A 17625-nucleotide genomic window follows, 5' to 3' on the forward strand; every position below is an offset into this window, starting at 1 on the left:
CTCCGCAGCATGCTAAACAACAGGCGAACGCAGGATTCTCAGGCGGCCGCCGTCGGGCGTTCGCACCGTCAAAACGTTCGCAGTCGACGCCACCTGAATGCCCTCCTGGGTAAGCCGCGCACCCAAGGCGGTCAGGTCGCCGTCGTACTCAAGGCCCAGCTCGACGCCGGTCACCTGGTGGGGGTGCACGGCCACCAGCCCGCCGTTCCTGGCTTGGAAGGCGGTGCGGCCGTCGGGTCGGCGGGCGGTGGGCCGGGCGCCAATGTCCGCGAGGACCTTTCGCGCGGCGTCGACATCCGGGGTGAGCCACGACTGAACCACGGTCAGGGGGCCGGGGATGCGGGGCGCGAGATCTGTGACGGCCTCGGCCAGGAAGCTGAAGCCGCCGGGCGCGGTGACAAGCGCGGCACCTGTGCCTGTGCCGAGAGGGCCGCCATCGGCGTCGCGGTCGGAGTCAAGCAGTGTGGCGCGGGTGCCGTCGGCAAGCGTGCGGCGGACAAAGATGTCCGGGTCCCGTAGCTCGAAGCTCATCGCCGTGGTGCCGTCCCGGGGCTCACCCTCGGCCACCCTGCGCAGGCCAATCTTGCCGTCGCCGCAGTCAAAAACGCGCCAGTCGCCGTAATTTTCCGTGCACTTCAGCCCCAAAGCAACGAGTAGCGCCGCATAGCCGTCCATTCTGGAGGTGAAAAGGACGGGGCGGACACGCAGCATGGCAACTCCAGGGTCGGTGGTGTCCAAGGCTAGCAAGCCCGCTCGGGCCTGCCCCGCTCGGGCCAGCCCCGCTCGGGCCGGCGGCCTTGCGTCCGGCGGGAACTAGGCTTGGGGCATGGCCGAACTCCCTGAACTCCTAGTCCCCGACCTGGCATCTTGGCGGGACTGGCTGGTACGCAACCACACGACGAGCACCGGCGTCAGGCTGGTGCTGCATAAGAAGGGCGGCACCGTCACGGCGCTCGATTACGCGGCGGCGCTGGATGAAGCGCTGTGCTTTGGCTGGATCGACGGCGTGGTGGGCCGGCGGGACGAGGAATCCTTTGTGCGCCGGTTCAGCCCGCGCACCAAGTCCAGCAAGTGGTCCCAAATCAATGTCGGTCATTTCCACAGATTGTCACTGGACGGGCGGATGACCCCAGCCGGGGTGGCTGCGGCTGATGCCGCCAAGGCTGACGGCCGCTGGGAGGCCGCCTATGCCGGGCAGGCAAGCGCGGAGATTCCTGGCGAACTGGCCGCCGCGATTGCAGACAGTCCCCGCGCACAGGCCATGTTCGATGTCCTCACCGCCACCAACCGTTATTCGTTTATTTACCGCATCGCCAACGTCAAGACCCCGGCCGCCCGGGCCGCGAACATCGCGCGTTTCGTTCAGATGCTCGAAGCGGGCGAGACTCCCTACCCGCAGAAGCGCCGCCCCTGAACAACCAGGCAGCAGTAGAAACCGCTGTCCAAGGCGTCAAATCTGCGTCTACTGCTAGCTACCTAGTTGCCGAGAGTGGCGGCGGCCTCGAAGATCGTCCAGCGCTGCACGGCGGCGGAGAGCCTGCGGGGATCCGGTGCGCCAATGAGGCGTCCCGCAGTTTCGCGCACGAGCCGGGACGCCGTGTCCCGGCCGTGGGCCGGTAGCCGTTCGTCCCCCGCCGCGATGGCCAGGTAGCGGCACAGGATTCCGGTGAACAGGCTGCCGTCGCCGCCGGGCTCCAGCCGCAGCCCGCCTCCCTGCACGCGCAGCTGAAGCTCGACGGCGTCGATGAGGTCCGCGGCCTGGCCCGCATACCTTGGGTGGTCCAGTTCCAGCAGGGCGGCCAGGATGGGGCCCTGGTTGTACGTGTAGATGGTCCGCTCCACGTCGCGGCCCGAGGCGGGGGGGTGGATTCCGTCCAGGTACAGCCCGAGTTCCGGGTCGAACAGCTCGGCGCGCAGCCAGTCCGCCACCGCCCGCGCCCGGTCCAGTTCGCCGATGCGCGCAAAGTGCAGCGCCGCGGGACCATTCGCCGGCGTGTTCTTGTAGTCCCGCTTCCGCGACCAGTGGATGCCGCCGCCCAGGACGTAGTCGTGGCCGGAGTGCAGCTGGTGGGTCAGCGTGGAGGAGGCGAAACCGGCGAGCGCCGCGTGCCGGACTGGCGGTCCGGACCCGCCTCTCGGTCCGGACCCGCCTCTCGGTCCGGACCCGCCTCTCGGTCCGGACCCGCAAGCGGCTGCCCGCGGGAGCTCGTTGAGCCTGCCGGCGGCGAGTGCCAGCCAGGCCATGTCGTCGTAATAGTAGTTGGGGAAGCGGCCAAAGTTGCGGACCATGATGCCGCGCAGCAGGGCCCCGGCCCGTGACAGCGCCACCGCCGCGGCCCCACTGTTGCCATGGCGGAGGTTGCGCAACCCGGAGTCCACGACGGCGTCGAGGTAGTGCGCCTGCCACCAGTAGTGCCATTCAGACCACGGAGCGGGAGCCTGTGCGGTGGGACTTGCAATGGCACCGATCCACGTGCCGGGAAGTCCCATGAGCCGGTGTCCGAAGCGGGCGTGGACGGCGGTGGACGCGTCGCCGGCGAGCACGTCCCAGTCCTCGGGCCCCACCGAGCCGTCATTGTGCCCCACACTGTTGCCGCTCATAGACAAAGCGTACTGTTTGCCGTGAATCCAGTGGATTTCAGTTAGTATGCATTAACGCAGTTTCACGGCCCGCAGCGGGCCGGCGGACCTCAACGAGGAGGAAACATGGAAATTTCACAGAACGGCACCGTCGCGCTCATCACCGGCGGCGCATCCGGCCTGGGTGCCGCCACGGCGAGGCGACTGCATGCGGCGGGGGCAGGCGTCGTGCTGGTGGACCTGCCAAGCTCCAGCGGTGCGGAGCTGGCCGCGGAACTTGGCGAACGCGCCGTATTTGCCCCCGCGGACGTCAGCAATGAGGACCAGGTGCGTGCGGCCATCAAGGCTGCGGCCGGACTGGGCACGCTGCGCATCGTGGTCAACTGTGCCGGAATCGCGACGCCGGGCAAGGTGCTGGGGCGCGAGGGCGTCCTGCCGCTGGAGCAGTTCAGCCGAGTGGTCCAGGTCAACTTGATCGGCACCTTCAATGTGGTGCGGCTGTGTGCCGAGGCCATGGCGGCCGCCGAACCGCTCGCCGGCGAGTACGGCCCGGAGCGCGGCGTCATTGTGAACACCGCGTCCGTGGCGGCCTTTGATGGACAGATCGGACAACCCGCCTATGCCGCGTCGAAGGGTGCCGTGGCGGCGATGACACTGCCCCTGGCCCGTGAACTGGCGCGCTCGCTGATCCGCGTGGTCACCATAGCGCCCGGCATTTTTGAGACGCCCATGCTGGCCGGGCTGCCGCAGGCCGCGCAGGATTCGCTGGGGCAGCAGGTGCCGCACCCGTCGCGCCTGGGGAAGCCGGCCGAGTACGCCGCGCTGGTGGAGCACATTGCCGCGAACGCCATGCTCAACGGCGAGACCATCCGGCTCGACGGAGCCATCCGGATGCAGCCCAAATGATGGACGCCGTGCCTGGCCTGCCGAAGGCGGACTTTTACGACTTCGAATCCGCGCTGACGGAGCCTGAGGCCGCCAAGCTGGCGCAGCTGCGCGAGTTCCTGGCCGCCGAGGTGGCCCCCTACGCCACGGAGTGGTGGAACAACGCCGACTTCCCGGCGCACATCCTGCCCAAGATTGCGGCGCTGGGTCTCGCGGCCCCGGACCGCCGCCGGTACAGCCACCTGTTCACGGGCCTGGTGGTGGCGGAGATGACGCGCACCGACACCTCGCTGGCCACGTTTTTCCTGGTCCACCACGACCTCTTCGTCCAGGCCCTCATTGATTTTGGCTCCGAGGATCAAAAGCAACGTCTGCTCCAGGACGCCATCGCGCTGAACTCCACTGGCGCCTTTGCCTTGACGGAGCCGGACCACGGCAGCGACGTGGCTGGCGGCATGGTCACCACCGCGCGCAGGGTGGAGGACGACGGCGTCACCTCCTGGGTGCTCAACGGCGCCAAGCGCTGGATCGGCAACGGGACGTTCTGCGACCACATGCTGCTCTGGGCGAAGGATGCCGGGACCGGGGAGGTGCGCGGCTTCATCCTCGACGCCTCCCTGCCCGGTGTCACGCGGACCAAGATCGAACACAAGATCGCGCTGCGGACCGTGCAGAACGCGCACATCGTGTTGGACAACGTGCGCGTTGCGGAGCGGGACCGCTTCTCCGGGATCGGCTCCTTCAGCGACACAAACAAGTTGCTGCGCGCCTCCCGCATCTCGGTGGCCTGGCAGGCCGTGGGACAGCAGTTGGCGGCCTTCGATGTGGCCCGGGCGTACGCCGTCGAACGCCAACAGTTTGGCAAGCCGCTGGCGTCCTTCCAATTGATCCAGGCGCAGCTGGTGAAGATGCTGGGCAACGCGACGTCGTCCCTGGCCATGATGGTGCGAATTGCGGGGCTGCAGGACCGGGGCGGCGATGCCGACGCGACCATGGCGCAGGTGGCGCTCGCCAAGGCGCACACCACGGCGGCCATGCGGGAGACTGTCTCGCTGGGCCGGTCGATCCTGGGCGGCAACGGCATTGTCACCGATTACCGCATGGCGAAGATCTTCGCCGACGCCGAGGCCATCTATACCTATGAAGGCTCGCATGAGATCAACACCCTGATCGCAGGCCGGGCGATCACTGGCGTCTCCGCGATCGTGTAGCGCGCAACGTCCACAGGGGCACCCAGGCGGTAGAGCTGGTGTTTCCGTAGGCGACGTCAGGGAGACCAAAGGCCGCCCGCGGCCGATCGCCGGAAAGTCGCCGAGGAAATGGCGGCCCTGCCGTCGTCGCTCGCCCCGGCGAAGCCGTTCAGGACCGCCGCGGTTCGGGCTACCGCGGGTTGCGCTCGCCGGCCTCGATGGTGGCGTTAATGCGGTTGCCGTCCATGGGTGCAGGGCAGGTGCCGTAGTCGGTAAAGGCGCTGGGGTAGTTGATGGCGCGGTTGAAGTCCACGGTGACAGTGCCGTCGGGGCGCGGGCGGGTGAGTTCCACCTTGCGCCAGTGGGAGCTGGAGACGTTGTTGGTGTCGTCGAAGAACGTGACTATCAGGGAGCCGAGCGGGCCCTGCTCAGCGGCGAGGCGGTAAGTGGTGCCAGCCAGTTCAAACACGACGTCGCCCACCAGCACTGCGGTGCCGGGCACCTCGGGATTTGCGGTGGTGATGTCCACTTCCCGAGGCTCGGGGTAGCGCTCAAAGATGCCCGTGAAGACCAACTCCGGGTTGTAGCCAAACACCGGCACGGCCGTGAACTGCGTCAAGGTCGCGGACTGGGAGTCGCGGGTGCGGATCATGTAGCGGTTGGCGCGCATGCCCAGTTCAACCACCACGGAGCCGGACTGGACCCACAGGAGCGACTCCTCATCCTGCAAGGTGGCCGTGATGATGCCGGAAACCGGGGCGCCGCCCTCCACCAGCGTGAGGGAGTCGTCCGGACCGGCCGTAAGGGCCGCCGTCGTACCATCAGTGCTCCACAGGCCGGGAAGGCCGTCCACGGTGGACGGCGCGTCGGGAAGCCATTGGAAGGAGGTGAGTGTCAGCCAGCCGTGCTCGGAGGCAAGTGCGGTGTTGCGGCCGGCGCGGAACCGGTCCCAGCGCTCGGTCAGGCGGGTGACTTCCGGGGTTTGCGTGCTCATGGTCCTCCTGTCGGCGGATCAGCGGTGGATCCACAATTGCCACAACGGCGGCAGGCGGGGGCGTATTCCGGCGTTGGCCGGCCACGGACGGGTTGGGTTCCATAACGAAGGTGACAAGATTTGAGCGAACCCACATATCGGCGTCCATTCGGGATAGCTTGCACGTGGACCTGAATGTGGGGGTGTATCCGCTTCCCTACGTTAGGCGATCACACTGGGGGCAACGATGGCCGATTACAGTTCACCACCATCCATGGTCCGCGGGCTTCCCGCCGCATGCGCCATCTTGACGGTTGTCGCCGGCCTGATCCTCCCGCAATTCGATCCTGTGGATGAACCTGGGCACTGGTGGGTTCCAGGGTTCGTGGCATCAATTGTCTTTGCCGTGGCGACTCCTCTGGCGTTCACTTTGGTGGTCACGGGGCGGTTGTTGAAACAAGACCGCAAGCTTCGGTGGCTGGTCATCGGCTCCGGATTCCTGGCCATTCTTTCCGTCGCTGCAAGTTCGCTGATGCTTTCATACGGCAGTAGGTATGGCGCAAGCGGTGATATCGGAGGCACCCCGATGTGGCTCTTGTCGACGGGTGGACTGTTGGCGGTGACCCTGGTGGCGTCGTGGTCCGTGCCACAACAAGGAAACCTTCCCGGGCGGCGATGACCCGAAGGCGCCGTCACCGGAACGAACTGGTGAAAGAATGGCGGGATGGCAAGCAATACCGAGATGAACAAGGATATGTCCCGTTTCGAATTGGGTAGAGTGACTCCCTTGGATGGCGACCGCACGCAGCTGACGCTCACGCGAGACTTTGCGGCGCCCGTCGAGCAGCTCTGGGCCATGCTGACGGATCCGGCCAAAACGGAAATGTGGTGGTGCCGGGTGAGGGGCAGGGCGCGCACCGGTTCCTCCTTTGACCTCAAGTGGCTCAACGTCAAGGACGAAGGCCACGGCATTGAGACCGACTGGTGGAACGGGCGGGTCGTGACAGCTGAAGCGCCGCACGTCCTGGAAATCACCAACGCCATGCACGGCACCATCCGCGCCGAGCTCACGGCCAACGGCACGGGTACCCGCTTGGTGTTCACCAACGTCATTTCCGTGCCGGAGGAAGTCATCTTGATGTCCATGGCCGGCTGGCACGTCCACCTGGACCACCTGCAGGAGGCGCTGGAGGGGAAAAGCGTTGACTGGCAGCACTGGTGGGACGACTTTTACCCCTGCTGGGAGGAAATCCACGCCGCCTACACCGCCGCCGACTGACACGCTTTGAGACAAACTGGCGGGCGTGGGAGCCGGCGCAGTAGTATCCAACGGGCCCCACCATCGCCCCCACCGTATTCAACGCCGCATACGAGCAACCAAGAATCACAGACCGTAAGGACGCTGACTCATGAGCTCTGAACTGCCATTCGCCCCGCAGGGAAACGCCGCGGACAACGCGGACAACGCCGCGGACCCTGCGGAGGATACCGATCTGCGCCGCGATGTCCGCCGCGTCAGCACCCTCCTGGGGGAATCCCTGGTCCGCCAGCACGGCCCGGAACTGCTGGCCATGGTGGAGCAGGTGCGCCTGCTGACCAAGGAATCCAAGGAGGCGGCGCGCGGGGAGACCGGCACTGGACCGTGGAGCGCCAACGACGTCGCGGAGCAGGTCCGCGAGGTCCTCGCCTCCCTGCCGCTGGAGCAGGCAACCGACTTGGTCCGCGCCTTCGCGTTTTACTTCCACCTGGCCAATGCGGCCGAGCAGGTGCACAGGGTCCGCAGCCTGCGCACGCGCCCCGAAAAGGACGGCTGGCTGGCCAAGGCCGTGACCGAGATTGCCGAGAAGGCCGGTCCCGGGGCGCTCCAAAAAGTGGTCAACGAACTCGACGTCCGCCCCATCTTCACCGCCCACCCCACCGAGGCGTCCCGCCGTTCCGTGCTGGACAAGGTGCGCAAGCTTTCGGACATCCTGGCCACGCCGTCCGAGGAAGGCAGCAGCGCGCGCGGCCGCCAGGACCGCAAACTGGCGGAGATCATCGACCAGATGTGGCAGACGGACGAACTCCGCAAGGTCCGCCCCACCCCCCTGGACGAGGCCCGCAACGCCATCTACTACCTGCGCAACATCCTGACCGACGCCATGCCGCAGGTCCTGAACGACCTCAGCGGGCTGCTCGGCGAACACGGCGTGACGCTTTCCGAGAACGCCGTGCCCCTGCGCTTCGGGTCCTGGATCGGTGGCGACCGCGACGGCAACCCGAACGTCACCTCCGAGGTCACCCGCGACGTGTTGGTCCTGCAAAATGCGAACGCGGTCAAGATCAGCATCGCCATGATCGACGAGCTGCTATCCATCCTCTCCAACTCCAGCTCGCTGTACGGCGCGGCCGCGGAGCTGACGGAGTCCATCGCGGTGGACCTGGCGAAGCTGCCCGGGATCGACTCCCGTGTTTTGGAGCTCAACGCCGAGGAGCCGTACCGCCTCAAGCTCACGTGCATCAAGGCCAAGCTGCTGAACACCCGCAGGCGCGTGGCCGCGGACGGCTACCACGAGCCCGGGCGCGACTACAGCGCCACCGCCGAACTCCTGGCGGACCTGGCACTGCTGGAAACCTCGCTGCGCAACAACTCGGCCGCACTCGTGGCCGACGGCGCGCTCGCCTCGGTCCGCCGCGCCGTCGCCTCCTTCGGCCTGCACCTGGCCACGCTGGACATCCGCGAGCACGCGGACCACCACCACGACGCCGTTGGCCAGCTTGTGGACCGCGTCGGCGAGCTGGCCACGCCGTACGCCGAGCTGGATCGGGCCGGGCGCATGAAGGTCCTGGCTGCCGAGCTGGCCAGCCACCGCCCGCTCTCCGGACATCCGATCAAGCTCGACGGCGGGGCGGACGGCACGTACGACGTCTTCCGTGTGGTGCGGCGCGCCCTGCACACCTACGGTCCCGATGTGATCGAGACGTACATCATTTCCATGACCCGCGGCGCGGACGACGTCCTGGCAGCGGCCGTGCTGGCGCGCGAGGCCGGGCTGGTGCAGCTGACGGGCGAAAACCGGTACGCAAAGATTGGCTTTGCCCCGCTGCTGGAAACCGTCGACGAGCTGCGCGCCTCCGCTGAAATCGTCGACGAACTCCTCTCCGACCCCGCCTACCGCGAACTGGTCCGGCTGCGCGGCAACGTGCAGGAAGTCATGCTCGGCTACTCGGACTCCAACAAGGAATCCGGGGTCCTGACCAGCCAGTGGGAGATCCACAAGACCCAGCGCAAGCTGCGGGATGTGGCGCTCAAGCACGGGGTGAACGTGCGGATGTTTCACGGCCGCGGCGGCTCCGTGGGCCGCGGCGGCGGTCCCACCTACGACGCGATCATGGCCCAGCCCAACGGCGTGCTTGAGGGTGCCATCAAGTTCACCGAGCAGGGTGAAGTCATCTCCGACAAGTACTCGCTGCCCGAGTTGGCGCGCGAGAACCTGGAGCTCTCGCTGGCCGCCGTCATGCAGGGCTCGGCGCTGCACCAGGCGCCACGCCACTCCGAGGAGGATCTGGTCCGCTTCGGCGAGGTCATGGAGATTGTCTCCGACGCGGCCTTCGCCGGCTACCGGACGCTGATTGACGACGCGGACCTGCCCGCCTATTTCCTGGCCTCCACCCCGGTGGAGCAGCTGGGCAGCCTGAACATCGGCTCCCGCCCGTCCAAGCGCCCTGACTCCGGCTCCGGGCTGGGCGGGCTGCGGGCCATCCCGTGGGTGTTCGGCTGGACGCAGTCGCGGCAGATCGTGCCCGGCTGGTTTGGTGTTGGCTCCGGTCTTCGTGCGGCCCGCGAAGCCGGCCGGGGTGCGGAGCTGGCGGAAATGCTGGACCACTGGCACTTCTTCTCCTCCACCATCTCCAACGTTGAAATGACCCTCGCCAAGACGGACATGGAGATCGCCGCCCACTACGTCCGCACGCTGGTGCCCGAACCGCTGCAGCACCTCTTCGCCACCATCCGCGCCGAATTTGAGCTCACCGTCGCAGAGGTCCGGCTGCTCACCGGCGAGGGGGAGCTCCTGGACAGGCAGCCGCTGCTCAAGCGCTCGCTCAACGTGCGCGACCAGTACCTGGACCCCATCTCCTACCTGCAGGTGGAGCTGCTGCGCCGCGTCCGCGAGGCCGACATCAGCAAGTCCGAGGTGGACGAGCGCCTGCAGCGGGCCATGCTGATCACCATCAACGGTGTCGCCGCCGGCCTGCGCAACACCGGGTAGGCGGCGTTTCGATGTGACACCGATTAAATGACACCGATCGCGCTTTCTGACACCGGGATCCCGGTGTCAGAAAGCGCGATCGGTGTCATTTTTGCGCGGGGCCGCTTCCCATTAAGCTGGTCAAATGCCTTCCTTCCGCGCCACGATCCAGATCACCGGCCTGCGTCCCGGCCACGCCCCTGAAGAAGTCATGGACACTGCCGTCGCGGTGGTCGGGTCCGCCCATGTTGTGGAAGCCAACCAGCTCGACGTCGTGGCCGGGATTCCGCGGATCACAGTGCGTTTCATGGTGGAGGCCAGCGAGTACGACGCCGAGAATCGCCTTGCCCGCGACGCCGCGGTTTCCCTGCAGCACGGCCTGCGCTCCGTGGCCCTGACAGGTGCCCTGCGCACCTTCCGCCGCTCGGCCGGAAAGTGGCTCGTCCTCTAATACGGCGATCACCCATAAAACCTGGCCCTGAGTCGCTATGCGACGTCGAGTGCGCACATATTGCCGCCTTCCGCGGCAGAAAGCCGCGTTAAGTGCGCACTCACCCCACTGTGAATGTGACGCAGATCACTCCAAATTGACCGTGACGATTGCAGTCCCCGGCACGCCTTACTTGTGTAGGCGCCACACGGCACCGAGCTTGAGCAAATATCGGACACGAAGAATTTCGGGAGTGATTATTTTGACTACTCAGCCTCAGGGAAAGACCCCGGCAACAGTACAGGCCACGGCCACCAAGCCGGCCGCCAGCACCACGGCCACTGGCCGCGGAACCACCACGGTGGCAGACGGCGTCGTCGCCAAGGTTGCCGGCATTGCCGCCCAGGACATCGCCGGCGTTTACGCGCTCGGTGGCGGCGCCGCCCGTGCCCTTGGCACGCTGCGCGAGGCCGTGGGCCAGAGGGACCTCACCCAGGGCGTCAGCGTCGAGGTCGGCCAGACGCAGGTGGCCGTCGATGTGACACTCGTCGTGGAGTACCCGCACCCGCTGCAGAAGGTCGCGGACAACGTCCGTGACGCCATCTACGCCGCCGTCGAAGACGTGGTGGGTATGGAGGTCACCGAGGTCAACGTCTCCATCACCGACATCCACATCTCGGGTGATGAGCCGGAAGAGAAGCAGGCCGAGGACAGCCGCGTCGACACTAGGAACATTGACGACGCCGTGGAGCCCCGGACGCGTGAGGCCCGCGTTTCATGAGCTCGACAACCACAGGCGTCGCCGTAGGGGCAACCCTGGCGATTTCGGCCCTGGCGTTCGGATTTTGGGCGATGCTCCTGGTGGCGCTGTTCATGGCTGTCGGGGCCGTCGTCGGGCGGACCATGGAGGGCCGGCTGGACCTGCGCGGCGCCTTTGACGCACTGCGCGGCAAGCGGACCTCGTCATGAGTGCGGGCACGCTGGAAAACACGCGTGCCGGGCACACCGCCATCTCCGCCGGAACCTTGCAACGGTTGGTCGCCGCCATTGCGGCCGACGCCTTCAAGGTGCCGATGAATCAGGTGCGTGCCGGGGTGCGTGACGGGCAGGGACAACTCAGCGTCTCGCTCGCACTGGCGCTGGCCACCGTGCCGCTTTCCGAGCTGGCCGGCAGTGCCCGGGCGGGCGTCGACCAGGCCGTGTTCTCCCGGGCGGCCACCGCACGGGAGACCATTGTCCGGCGCGTCCAGGACCTGTCCGGCAGCAGTGTGGGACAGGTGGACATCCGCTTTACCGGAGTGCACGTGGAAAACAGGGAGAGAGTCCAATGAGCCAGACACCATTCATGCGGCGCACGGGCCGGCGGGAGACACATTCGCCCCGCTCGGCACTGTCCATTGTGACGGCAGTCGTCTTGCTGGCCGCAGTGCTGTGGTTGGCCCTGGAGCTGGTGCTGTCCGCGACAGGCAACGCCGCGCTCCTGATTGCACCGGCTGAGCTGATGCAGCGGACCGCGTCGTTGGGAACGGCTACCGTACCGGCGGCACTGACCGCCGCCGGCATCGTGATCGCCGTGGCCGGTGTGGCCTATGTATTGACCGCAATCCTGCCCGGCACCAAACCCCGCCATGTGATCGAAAACCCGCGTTCCGCCGTTGTGGTGGAACGTGAAGTGCTCGCTTCGGCGTTGGCCCGGACGGCCCGCACCATGGCCCGCCTGGCACCCGAACAAGTCACGGCAAGCGTGGGACACCGGGACGTTCAGGTCCGGGTTCACCCCACTTCGGGCAAGCCCGTGGACCAGCAGGCCATCCAGGAAGCCGTGGACCGGGAAGTCTCCGGATATTCCCTGGCCCGGGCGCTGAAGGTGACCGTCGTGGTTGCCCCGCAGGGGGCGGTGGGCGTATGAACGGCACCCGCCGCGGACTAAACCGCGTACTGTTGGGGGCGTTCGGACTGGTCCTCATCGCTTTGGGCGCACTCGCCGTGTTGGCCGGAACCGGGCCGGACTTTGCGAAGGCCTGGACGCGGACCGGAACCGGTTGGTGGGCCCGCATCCAGGACCTGCTGGCATCGGCGAAGATTCCCGGCCAGGACATCAGCTGGTGGACCCTGGCCGTCATGGGACTGCTCCTGGTGGCCGGCGTCCTGCTGGTTTGCTGGATCGCCTCCCAGGGTGGCGGGCGCACCAAGCAGCTGTGCACCAGCGACGACGACGCCGGCACCACCACGGTGGAAACCGCCGTCGCCGGCCAAGCCATCAAGGCGGCACTGGCCGACAACAAGCAGGTCCTCTCGACCGCGGTCCAGGCATGGGAGCTCAAGGGCGGCAGCGGACTGAGGATCAGCCTGCAGGCCCGCAAGGGAGCCTCTCCCAGGGAGCTGATGGCGGTGCTCGATGAACTTGTCGGCGGCCTAGACGTCCTTCTGGGCGAAGAGATCCCCGTCTTGATCCGCATCAAGGCAGGCACCCGGTCACGGTTTGCCCGCACCGAACGTGTTACGTAAAAAACGTGTGGCCGGAGACACAACACAACTAATAAGGAGTACGTCATGGGACTGAACGACAAGATCGGCAACAGTGCGGAAAAGGGCCTCGGCTCGGCCAAGGAAGAGGCCGGCAAGCTCGTCGGCAATGACGAGCTGATACACGAAGGCCAGCGCGAGCAGGCATCCGCTGAAGCCAAGCAGGCAGGCGAGAAGATCAAGGATGCAGCCGCCGAGGCAGGCTTCAACATCAAGAACGCCGCCCAGAAGCTCAAGGACGGCTTTACCAAGCACTAGGCTCCATCTCTACGCTCCGCGCAGCAGCGCACAGGACATCACGCACGCAGCATCACACACCTTGGGAGAACACCGTGGGTTTCTTTGGATTTATCATTCTTGGCCTGATTGTCGGAGCCATCGTCAAGGCCCTCATGCCCGGCAAGGTCGGGGGCGGATGGGGCACCAGCCTGATCCTGGGCATTGTCGGGGCGCTGGTTGGAGGGCTGTTGGGCTCGCTCATCTTCCACGCAAGCCTTGGAACGTTCTTTGACCTGCGCACCTGGCTGCTGTCGATTGTCGGCGGGCTGGTGGTGGCGTTCGGTTATGGCGCCATCAAGGGCCGTAACTAAGCGTCGCAATCAAGGCTGCCACTGTTGGCCGGCGGAGTCATTCACTCCGGCGCCAACAGTGCGCATATGCTCATAACCACCCCTGTGGACCACTGTCTGCGCTCCGCCCAGCAGCGCGGAGCGCGGGACCCGAACCCCGGAAGGGACGCAAGACGATGACGCCCAGCAATTCGTCAGCCAACCGGCTCGCCGACGCCCCTGACGCCGTCCTGGCAGAGCGTGCCGGCGACGGTGACGTGGCCGCCTTTGAAACGCTCGTGCGCCGGCACGGTCCGCTCATGCGGGCGTATTCACGCCGCCTGATGAGTTCGCCGGCCGAGGCCGACGACGTGGTGCAGGAATCGCTCATCACGGCCTGGAAAGAGATTGGGAACCTGCGGGACGGAACCGCCGTAAGATCATGGCTCATGCGCGTAGTGGGGCACCGGGCGGTCGATGCCGGCCGGCGTCGAAAATCCCACAGCAACGTGGCCGACCAGCACGAGCTACCCGACCGGGCCCCCGGCCCCGAACGGGCGGCCGTCAGTGGATCCGCCGGCCAGGCACTCAGCCGGGCCCTGGCCAAGTTGCCTGAGGAACAACGGCGATGTTGGGTCTTGAAGGAGTACGGCGGCCAGTCGTATGACGACATTGCCCAAACCCTGGGCATCAGCACCGCCAGCGTGCGCGGCCGGTTGGCGCGGGCACGGACAACGCTTGTGACGGAATTGGAGGAATGGCGATGAACCCCACCCGTGATTGCGGCCGGAGCATCGAAGACCTCAGCGACTACCTGGAGACGGGCAGGTCCGACGACGCCTTGCACATTGAGTACTGCCCGCAATGCCAGGCGCGGCTTGCCGGGTTGCGCGGTTTGCACGCCGCGGCGCTTGAGCTGCTGGACGACGATGTCACCTCGGCGGCCGCCGACGAACCCGGATGGCTTGATGCCATGCTGGCCAACCTGCGGCTGGAAACCCGGGCCGGGCGCTCGATTCCGCTCACCGGCGGCCCGCACGAGACCTTGACCGAGACGGAAGGGTCAGTGATTGCCCTGGTGCGGAACGTGGGCGACTCCCTGGGCGGGGTGCTGATCGGCAAGTGCCGCCTGGACGGTGACGTTGACGTTGCGGGCGCCCCCGTCGACGTGAACATCAACGTCTCCGCCCTGTACGGCCACCCCCTGCCCGCGCTGGCCGAAGAGCTGCGCCAGGTGGTCATGGCCGAGCTGCTGGTCCAGACCGAGCTCAACGTTGCCACGGTGAACGTGGCGTTTACCGACATGCGGGAAGTGGCTGTCGAAACAGATACGGCCGAAAGGGGCGAGGCATGAGCCTGGAAGAACAGCTCCGTGAATTGGTCCTTGGCCTGGACGGGGTGGCCACGGTGTATTCGGCCGACCCGTTGTGGCTGACGGTGGTCAAACAGGTGGGTGCGCTGCTCTCGGCCGGCGAGGAGGCCGCCGAGGTGCCGTTTGTGGTGTGCCGGGTGGACGGCGACGGCGAAACGCCCGTCATGACGGTGCAGATCAGGATCGGCACCGACGGCGGCGTCCCGGCCCCGGCGCTGGCCCGCGGAGTGGCCGCGGCCATCCGCGAATTCGTGGGCCGGGAGCGGCCGGAACTGGAGGTGGTCGCCGCTGTGGAAATTGCCGCGATCGGTGTCTAGCTGGGGAAGGCGGAGAGCTGCAGCTTGGAGGAGTACGACGCCGGCTGACCCGTGAGCGGGTCCGTGAAGGATATGCTGTGGGCCAGCAGCTGGAGCGGCTTGGTGTAGTCGTCCGGGGACTGTTCGTGGAGGACCGGATAAAACGGGTCGTTGAGGATACCGATGCCCTGCGTGGCCAGGTGGACGCGCAGCTGGTGGGTCTTGCCGGTGTGCGGCGCGAGATCGTACAAACCGAGTACTTCGCCTGAGGCGGGGTCAACCCGCGTGTCCATCAGCTCGATCCGCGTTTCCGCGTTGGGCTCCCCGGGGACTTCCTCGGCCAGCAGATAGGTGCGGGACTTGACCATCCGGCTGCGGACCACCAGCGGGAATGCGAGCTCCGGGCGGACGGGCGCCACCGCCCGGTACGACTTTTGGATGCGGCGCCTTTCAAACAGCAGCTGGTACTTGCCGCGGGTCTCCGGGTTGGCGGAGAACAGCAGCACACCCGCCGTCATGCGGTCCAGCCGGTGGATCGGCACCAGGTCCGGCAGGTCCAGCAGCACGCGCAGCCGGACCAGCGCGGATTCCTGCACGTACATGCCGCCGGGCGTGGTGGGCAAAAAGTGCGGCTTGTCCACGACCACCAGGTCGTCGTCCTGGTGCAGGATGGACAACTCCACCGGCAGACGGGTTTCCACCGGAAGTTCGCGGTAATACCAAATGAACAGGTGCTCGTGCAACGGAGTTTTCGGGGTCACTGTCTCGCCCCCGAGGGCCTTGACCTCCCCGCGGACAAAACGGTCAACGATTCCCGCAGGGTCCACATGGCTGAACTTGTCCAGCACGTACTCCATGGCGGTGCCCCAAGGGCCTTCCGCCGGCATTCTCATGCGGGTCGCATTGACCCCGTTGCGCACGGGAAGCGGGGATTTCATCACCCTTCAAGGGTACCCAGCGTTCCGGAACGCCCCGACCACGGCCGCCCGGACCACGGCCGCCCGGACCACGGCCGCCCCGGCCACGGCCGCCCGGTACCGGTACCGGTCTGAGCCGGGGGTAAAGTCGATCGTGACGGCCGGTGACGCTGCGGCGGCGTATTCGCGGCCGGTGGACTTGAAAATGGGGTGGACAGTGAACCGGCGCGGTGTTGCCATGATGTCCTCGGCCCACATGGTCGACGACCTGTACCAGGGCGTGGTGCCCGCCATGCTGCCGTTCTTCGTCTCCGAGCGCCATTACAGCTACGCCGCCGTGGCGGGACTGACCCTTGCCGCCACCATGCTTTCTTCCGTCGTCCAGCCAGCATTTGGGGTGTGGACTGACCGGAAGCCGCGCCGCTGGCTCATTCCGGCCGGCATGGCGACGGCGGCTCTCGGCGTTGGCGCCGCGGGCCTGTTCCCCGGATATGCGGTGACCTGGGTGATGATCGCCATCTCCGGGCTGGGCATTGCAGCCTTCCACCCGTCGGCGGCCAGCGCGGCGCGGCGGGCCTCCGGCGACAGCAACCGTGGCATGAGTATCTTTGCGCTGGGTGGAAATGTCGGGTTTGCGCTGGGCACGTTGATGGCAACACCGGTGCTGTTGTGGATGGGACTGAGGGGCACCGCCCTGTTGATCCTGCCGGCCGTTGTCATGGCGTTGGTCCTGGTGAAGTGGCTCGGCCCGGTGCTCGACGGACCCGTTGGTGCCCGCCGTCCGGCCACCATGCCCAAGGGCACGGACAACTGGCCGGAGTTCCTGAAACTGACCTCCGTCGTCGTGGTGCGTTCCATCGTCTTTTTTGGGCTGAGTTCGTTCCTTGCCCTGTACTTCATCCACGGGCTGGGAACTTCGCCAGCGGTCGGCGGGGCCGCCCTGACCGTGTTCCTGGCGGCGGGGGCGTGCGGGACACTGCTGGGTGGCTGGCTCGCGGACCGCTTCGGTCCGCTGGTCTCCATCCGTTACGGCTTTGCCTTTTGCATCCCCGCCATGGTCGGCCTGGTTCTGGCCCAGGAGTGGCACATTGCGCTCATTTTCGTCGTACTGACGGGGATGGGCGTCTTCGTGCCGTTCAGCGTCTTTGTCATCCTGGGGCAGAACTACCTTCCGAACAGGATCGGCACGGCGAGCGGGGTCACCGTTGGTCTGGCAGTCACCGTGGGCGGCCTGTTCAATCCCCTGCTCGGTGCGCTCGCCGACGCCACGAGCCTGCACTTCACCCTCGTGGTGCTCATTGGGCTGCCGGCCCTGGCCCTTATCCTGTCCGCCTTTCTGCGTGATCCCGCGGCGGATGGGCCGGGAAGGAAACGGATATCCGGACCGGAAGCACCTGCGGGCAGCTGATTTTCTGACAGTGGCCGCCCATGTGTCTGGCGTGATGCAGGTGGTCCGGCATGGTTTCACTCCGCCATTTGGCGCCGGATCCGGACCGGAAAACGAGCAGGCAGCATTCTTTTTGGGTGCATGGGGTAGCTGTGGTCATTGGCCCCCGGTGCACCGTGCGCGAATGGTAATAACCACCCCCGCAACCACCAGGGGTGTTCGCAACGCCAGCGAATGACCACAACGCACCCCTTGCCATGCTCGTTGACGTACTACACCCCTTGAGGACATC

23 protein-coding genes are annotated in these 17625 nt (G+C 66.6%); 18 read left to right on the plus strand and 5 right to left on the minus strand.

Annotation, left to right across the window (positions count from 1 at the left end; genetic code table 11):
• Positions 1–12 precede the first annotated feature (12 nt).
• The gene (locus CVV68_RS00890) at positions 13–711 is read right to left on the minus strand and encodes a VOC family protein (RefSeq protein WP_110499120.1); all 699 of its coding nucleotides are present in this window, start codon (positions 709–711) and stop codon (positions 13–15) included.
• 115 nt (positions 712–826) lie between these two features.
• On the opposite strand from CVV68_RS00890, the gene CVV68_RS00895 reads away from it, so the two are divergent.
• Complete coding sequence (locus CVV68_RS00895; protein WP_110499121.1) at positions 827–1414, plus strand: YdeI/OmpD-associated family protein; 588 nt, start codon at positions 827–829, stop codon at positions 1412–1414.
• Positions 1415–1476: 62 nt separating this feature from the next.
• Here CVV68_RS00895 and CVV68_RS00900 read toward each other — a convergent pair whose 3' ends face one another.
• Entirely contained in the window at positions 1477–2601 is a 1125-nt protein-coding gene (locus CVV68_RS00900) for a glycoside hydrolase family 76 protein (RefSeq protein ID WP_110499122.1), read from the minus strand.
• A gap of 105 nt (positions 2602–2706) precedes the next feature.
• Between CVV68_RS00900 and CVV68_RS00905 the strand changes: the two genes are divergently transcribed.
• Positions 2707–3486, plus strand: coding sequence for a 3-hydroxyacyl-CoA dehydrogenase (locus CVV68_RS00905; protein ID WP_110499123.1), 780 nt, complete (start codon positions 2707–2709; stop codon positions 3484–3486).
• The gene (locus CVV68_RS00910; RefSeq protein ID WP_110499337.1) at positions 3486–4676 is read left to right on the plus strand and encodes an acyl-CoA dehydrogenase family protein; all 1191 of its coding nucleotides are present in this window, start codon (positions 3486–3488) and stop codon (positions 4674–4676) included. Before CVV68_RS00905 ends, CVV68_RS00910 begins: the two co-directional genes overlap by 1 nt.
• 169 nt (positions 4677–4845) lie before the next feature.
• Here the strand turns inward: CVV68_RS00910 and CVV68_RS00915 are convergent, their stop codons facing one another.
• Positions 4846–5649 carry a DUF1684 domain-containing protein gene (locus CVV68_RS00915; protein ID WP_110499124.1) on the minus strand — a complete coding sequence of 268 codons (804 nt, stop codon included), beginning with the start codon at positions 5647–5649 and terminating at the stop codon, positions 4846–4848.
• 286 nt (positions 5650–5935) lie between these two features.
• Between CVV68_RS00915 and CVV68_RS00920 the strand changes: the two genes are divergently transcribed.
• From CVV68_RS00920 to CVV68_RS00985, 14 genes are all read left to right on the plus strand, one after another.
• On the plus strand, positions 5936–6307 hold the full coding sequence (locus CVV68_RS00920) for a hypothetical protein (protein WP_146238788.1): 372 nt from the start codon (positions 5936–5938) through the stop codon (positions 6305–6307).
• Between the two features lie 45 nt (positions 6308–6352).
• Complete coding sequence (locus tag CVV68_RS00925; protein WP_110499126.1) at positions 6353–6907, plus strand: SRPBCC family protein; 555 nt, start codon at positions 6353–6355, stop codon at positions 6905–6907.
• A gap of 130 nt (positions 6908–7037) precedes the next feature.
• Positions 7038–9878 carry a phosphoenolpyruvate carboxylase gene (gene ppc / locus CVV68_RS00930; protein ID WP_110499127.1) on the plus strand — a complete coding sequence of 947 codons (2841 nt, stop codon included), beginning with the start codon at positions 7038–7040 and terminating at the stop codon, positions 9876–9878.
• 124 nt (positions 9879–10002) lie between these two features.
• Positions 10003–10308, plus strand: coding sequence for a hypothetical protein (locus CVV68_RS00935; RefSeq protein ID WP_110499128.1), 306 nt, complete (start codon positions 10003–10005; stop codon positions 10306–10308).
• Positions 10309–10549: 241 nt separating this feature from the next.
• Entirely contained in the window at positions 10550–11068 is a 519-nt protein-coding gene (locus tag CVV68_RS00940; protein WP_110499338.1) for an Asp23/Gls24 family envelope stress response protein, read from the plus strand.
• Positions 11065–11256 (plus strand): DUF2273 domain-containing protein, encoded by a 192-nt coding sequence (locus tag CVV68_RS00945; RefSeq protein WP_110499129.1) that lies wholly within the window; start codon positions 11065–11067, stop codon positions 11254–11256. Before CVV68_RS00940 ends, CVV68_RS00945 begins: the two co-directional genes overlap by 4 nt.
• Positions 11253–11618, plus strand: coding sequence for a hypothetical protein (locus CVV68_RS00950; protein ID WP_110499130.1), 366 nt, complete (start codon positions 11253–11255; stop codon positions 11616–11618). Before CVV68_RS00945 ends, CVV68_RS00950 begins: the two co-directional genes overlap by 4 nt.
• Positions 11615–12196 (plus strand): hypothetical protein, encoded by a 582-nt coding sequence (locus CVV68_RS00955; RefSeq protein ID WP_146238789.1) that lies wholly within the window; start codon positions 11615–11617, stop codon positions 12194–12196. Before CVV68_RS00950 ends, CVV68_RS00955 begins: the two co-directional genes overlap by 4 nt.
• The gene (locus CVV68_RS00960; protein ID WP_110499132.1) at positions 12193–12795 is read left to right on the plus strand and encodes a hypothetical protein; all 603 of its coding nucleotides are present in this window, start codon (positions 12193–12195) and stop codon (positions 12793–12795) included. Before CVV68_RS00955 ends, CVV68_RS00960 begins: the two co-directional genes overlap by 4 nt.
• 45 nt (positions 12796–12840) lie before the next feature.
• Positions 12841–13071, plus strand: coding sequence for a CsbD family protein (locus tag CVV68_RS00965; RefSeq protein WP_110499133.1), 231 nt, complete (start codon positions 12841–12843; stop codon positions 13069–13071).
• Positions 13072–13145: 74 nt separating this feature from the next.
• Positions 13146–13403, plus strand: coding sequence for a GlsB/YeaQ/YmgE family stress response membrane protein (locus CVV68_RS00970; RefSeq protein WP_110499134.1), 258 nt, complete (start codon positions 13146–13148; stop codon positions 13401–13403).
• A gap of 155 nt (positions 13404–13558) precedes the next feature.
• A complete protein-coding gene (locus CVV68_RS00975; RefSeq protein ID WP_110499135.1) occupies positions 13559–14128 on the plus strand; it encodes an RNA polymerase sigma factor in 570 nt (189 codons plus the stop codon).
• Positions 14125–14715: an Asp23/Gls24 family envelope stress response protein gene (locus tag CVV68_RS00980; RefSeq protein WP_170133041.1), complete on the plus strand. Its 591-nt coding sequence runs from the start codon at positions 14125–14127 to the stop codon at positions 14713–14715. Before CVV68_RS00975 ends, CVV68_RS00980 begins: the two co-directional genes overlap by 4 nt.
• A complete protein-coding gene (locus tag CVV68_RS00985) occupies positions 14712–15050 on the plus strand; it encodes a hypothetical protein (RefSeq protein ID WP_110499137.1) in 339 nt (112 codons plus the stop codon). The genes CVV68_RS00980 and CVV68_RS00985 overlap by 4 nt, the downstream gene beginning before the upstream one ends.
• Here CVV68_RS00985 and CVV68_RS00990 read toward each other — a convergent pair.
• Positions 15047–15967 carry a pseudouridine synthase gene (locus CVV68_RS00990; protein ID WP_110499138.1) on the minus strand — a complete coding sequence of 307 codons (921 nt, stop codon included), beginning with the start codon at positions 15965–15967 and terminating at the stop codon, positions 15047–15049. The two genes, CVV68_RS00985 and CVV68_RS00990, sit on opposite strands and share 4 nt — an antisense overlap.
• 6 nt (positions 15968–15973) lie before the next feature.
• Positions 15974–16186: a hypothetical protein gene (locus CVV68_RS00995; protein WP_110499139.1), complete on the minus strand. Its 213-nt coding sequence runs from the start codon at positions 16184–16186 to the stop codon at positions 15974–15976.
• On the opposite strand from CVV68_RS00995, the gene CVV68_RS01000 reads away from it, so the two are divergent.
• Positions 16164–17354, plus strand: a complete 1191-nt coding sequence (locus CVV68_RS01000; RefSeq protein WP_211320678.1) for an MFS transporter — start codon at positions 16164–16166, stop codon at positions 17352–17354. The two genes, CVV68_RS00995 and CVV68_RS01000, sit on opposite strands and share 23 nt — an antisense overlap.
• The last annotated feature ends 271 nt before the right edge of the window (positions 17355–17625 follow it).

Origin of the sequence: Arthrobacter livingstonensis (genome assembly GCF_003219815.1) — a bacterium.
Classification (GTDB): Bacteria; Actinomycetota; Actinomycetes; order Actinomycetales; family Micrococcaceae; genus Specibacter; species Specibacter livingstonensis.